Below are 3,095 nucleotides of genomic sequence, written 5' to 3' on the forward strand. Positions count from 1 at the left end.
TGCCCTCAACGGTGCGGGATCTTGGCCCGCTATAATCGCTGCGGCATGGGCGGGCCATTCCAACAGCGCGCCCGTTTTATTGCTTTGCAATTCCGTGATTTGTTCAAGGGTCAAGGGGGACGCAGCGGTTTCTGCGGCAATGTCCTGCGCCTGCCCTAAAACCATACCGCGCGCACCTGCGGCTTCAGCCAAGGTCGACACCAATTTGATCCGCACCTCCGCGGCCCCAAGATTAGGATCAGCCAAAAGCGTGAATGCAAAACTTTGCAGCGCATCCCCCGCGAGAACCGCAATCGCCTCGTTCCATTTTTTGTGAACAGTGGGCTGACCGCGGCGCAGGTCGTCATCGTCCATGCAAGGCAGATCATCGTGGATCAGGCTATAGGCATGGATGGCCTCAACCGCACCCGCCGCAGGAAGCGCGGAGGCCGCAGGAATGCCATATAGCGCCGATGCCTCAAGCACCAAAAACCCACGCAAACCCTTGCCACCCTGCAACGCATAGCGCATCGCCGCCGCGACATCATCTGTGCCATATTGCGCAAGCGACTCGGTCAAGAACGCAGCAATGACGCGGGAATGGGTGCTGAGGCGGGTTTGAAACTCAATAGGGGCCAAAGGCGCTCAAAGCCCCTCAACTGGGGTGCTGCCCGTTGGCGCGCCTGTGCCATCTAGGGTGATTTTGGAGACTTTTTCTTCGGCCTCTTTGAGCTTGGACTCACAACGTGCGCGCAGCGCAGCCCCCCGTTCATAGAGCGCGATGGATTGGTCAAGTGGCACATCCCCACGCTCAAGCTTGGCCACGACTTCCTCTAGGGCGCGCAAGGCGTCTTCAAAACTCATCTGCGCAAGGTCGTTGTCATCTGTCATTTCGAAGCTTCCATCAATTCTGTGACATGGGCCGCAACACTGCACCCCAGTGAGGGCAGATCATAACCGCCCTCTAGCGCCGAGACCACCCGCCCCGCGCATTGGGTTTCGGCAAATGCGCAAATTTCTCGCGTCAGCCATGCAAAATCCGTTTCATCCCAATTTAGATTGGCCAATGGATCGGCCTGATGCGCGTCAAAACCTGCGGAAATCAGGATAAGGTCAGGCGCAAATTCAGCCAATCGCGGAAATACATCGCGAAGATAGGCCTGTTGCATCAAGGCCCCGTCTGAATTGGGTGGAAGGGGCACATTCAGGATGTTACCCGCCACGCCACGTTCGCCACGCGCCCCCGATCCTGGATAAAGCGGCATCTGGTGTGACGAGACAAACAAAGCGCGGGTTTCATCCCACAGCAAATCTTGCGTGCCATTGCCGTGATGCACATCGAAATCAATCACGGCCACCCGTGCGGCCCCCGCCCGCTCGAGTGCATGTTTGGCCCCAATCGCTACTGACCCAAAGAGACAAAACCCCATGGCTGTTGCAGTTTCGGCGTGATGCCCAGGTGGTCGCGTGAGGACGAATGCGTTTTTGGCGCGGCCCTCCATCACGGCATCGATTGCTGCGATCATACCCCCTACACCCGAAAGCGCGGCCTGCCATGACGCGGGCGACAGAAAGGTATCGCCATCAAGCGCAACTTGCCCTTGCGTGGGCAAAGCCGCTTTGAGTTGATCAATATAGGCTTGGGGGTGGCACAATCGCAGATCGTCTTCCGTGGCCAATGGGGCCGCGTGGCGTTCAAGCCCCACGAAATCTACGCCATCCAAATGGGCCTTTATGGCCGCAATGCGCGCCACCTGTTCGGGATGGCCCTCTGGCGTCAGATGATCTTGCGCAAATGGGTTTTCAAATAGCCATGTCGCCATCAGTCAGGCACCAACATATAGCCCGCGCCGCGGACAGTTTGCAGATAACGGGGTTGTTTCGGGTCAGCTTCAATCTTGCGGCGTAGACGGGTGATTTGCACATCAATCGCGCGCTCTTGCGCAGGGTCGCCGCCTGCCATCTTGTCACGGCCCAATTCTTCGACCAACTGCTGACGGGTCACAGAACTGTTCACATGGGTTGCAAAGATCCGCATCAATGCGGCCTCGGTTGCAGTCAGGCGCAAAGGCTGATCACCCTGCCACAACTCGCCACGATCAATGTCAAAGCGCATTGCACCAAGATGCAGCAGTTTGGGCAGGTTTTGGCTGGCTTCGGGTTGCGGCATACGGCGCAGGATCGCGCCGATACGCAATAGCAATTCCTTGGGCTCAAAGGGTTTTGGCAAATAATCATCTGCCCCCGCCTCAAAACCTGCAATACGATCTTGCGCCTCGCCCTTGGCCGTCAAAAGCAAGATTGGGCAATCCATCGTTTTGCGCAAATCTTGTGTCAGGGTAATGCCATCCTCACCCGGCATCATCACATCAAGCACAATCAAATCGAAATCCAACCCCTGCAACAGGCGGCGGGCTTGCGCAGCATCGCGCGCAACACTGGCCAGAAACCCGTTGCGGATCAGAAATTTCTGCAACAGCCCGCGGATGCGTTCATCATCATCCACGATCAGGATATGCGGGTTGGTGTCTGCCATTTTAGGTATCCAAACCTGCTTGGAAATGGCGCAGCATCTCAGGATCCATCATCTGCTCAAGGACAGCACGAAATCCTGCCACGGCCTCTGGCCCCGCATTGCGATAGGCTGCGCGCATTCGGTTGCGCTGCGCCTCTGACAATTCGCGTTCAAGCTTGGCGCCTGTTTCGGTGAGATAAAGATGCCGTTCGCGCTTATCCTGCACCCCAACGCGGCTTTCGACCAAACCATCGGCGATCAGACTCCGCAGAACGCGATTTAGGGACTGCTTGGTCACGCCCAGAATATTCAGCAGGTTATTGACTGTCGTTCCAGGGGTGCGGTTGATGAAATGGATGGCACGATGATGGGCGCGACCATATTCGTAATTTTGTAAAATGCGATCAGGATCAGCGGTAAATCCCCGATAGGCGAAGAACATAGCCTCAATCCCGCGGCGCAGCTGCTCATCCGTCAAAAAGAGCAAGCTTTCGCCCGTGCCGATAGGGTTATTGACTGCACGTTCTGCCATCTTCATCTCCCGCATCTTTTTGGGTCTTTGGCATCGGAACCAAGGAACACTTCACAGTTTATGTCAGCC

The 3,095-nt window shown here is 56.6% G+C and carries 5 protein-coding genes; all 5 read right to left on the reverse strand.

The window, feature by feature from the left end; translation table 11 throughout:
• A partial coding sequence (locus ACR0B3_RS23575) for a polyprenyl synthetase family protein (RefSeq protein ID WP_480811190.1) occupies nt 1–609 on the reverse strand: 609 nt, incomplete at its 3' end.
• 15 nt (nt 610–624) lie between these two features.
• Nucleotides 625–870 (reverse strand): exodeoxyribonuclease VII small subunit, encoded by a 246-nt coding sequence (locus ACR0B3_RS23580; RefSeq protein WP_340253882.1) that lies wholly within the window; start codon nt 868–870, stop codon nt 625–627.
• Nucleotides 867–1,802: a histone deacetylase family protein gene (locus tag ACR0B3_RS23585; protein ID WP_340298284.1), complete on the reverse strand. Its 936-nt coding sequence runs from the start codon at nt 1,800–1,802 to the stop codon at nt 867–869. Before ACR0B3_RS23585 ends, ACR0B3_RS23580 begins: the two co-directional genes overlap by 4 nt.
• Nucleotides 1,802–2,515 (reverse strand): response regulator, encoded by a 714-nt coding sequence (locus tag ACR0B3_RS23590; RefSeq protein WP_340298283.1) that lies wholly within the window; start codon nt 2,513–2,515, stop codon nt 1,802–1,804. The genes ACR0B3_RS23585 and ACR0B3_RS23590 overlap by 1 nt, the downstream gene beginning before the upstream one ends.
• A gap of 1 nt (nt 2,516) precedes the next feature.
• A complete protein-coding gene (locus ACR0B3_RS23595; RefSeq protein ID WP_317657248.1) occupies nt 2,517–3,026 on the reverse strand; it encodes a MarR family winged helix-turn-helix transcriptional regulator in 510 nt (169 codons plus the stop codon).
• Nucleotides 3,027–3,095: the final 69 nt, after the last annotated feature.

It is taken from the genome of Ruegeria sp. CE9 (genome assembly GCF_056537425.1).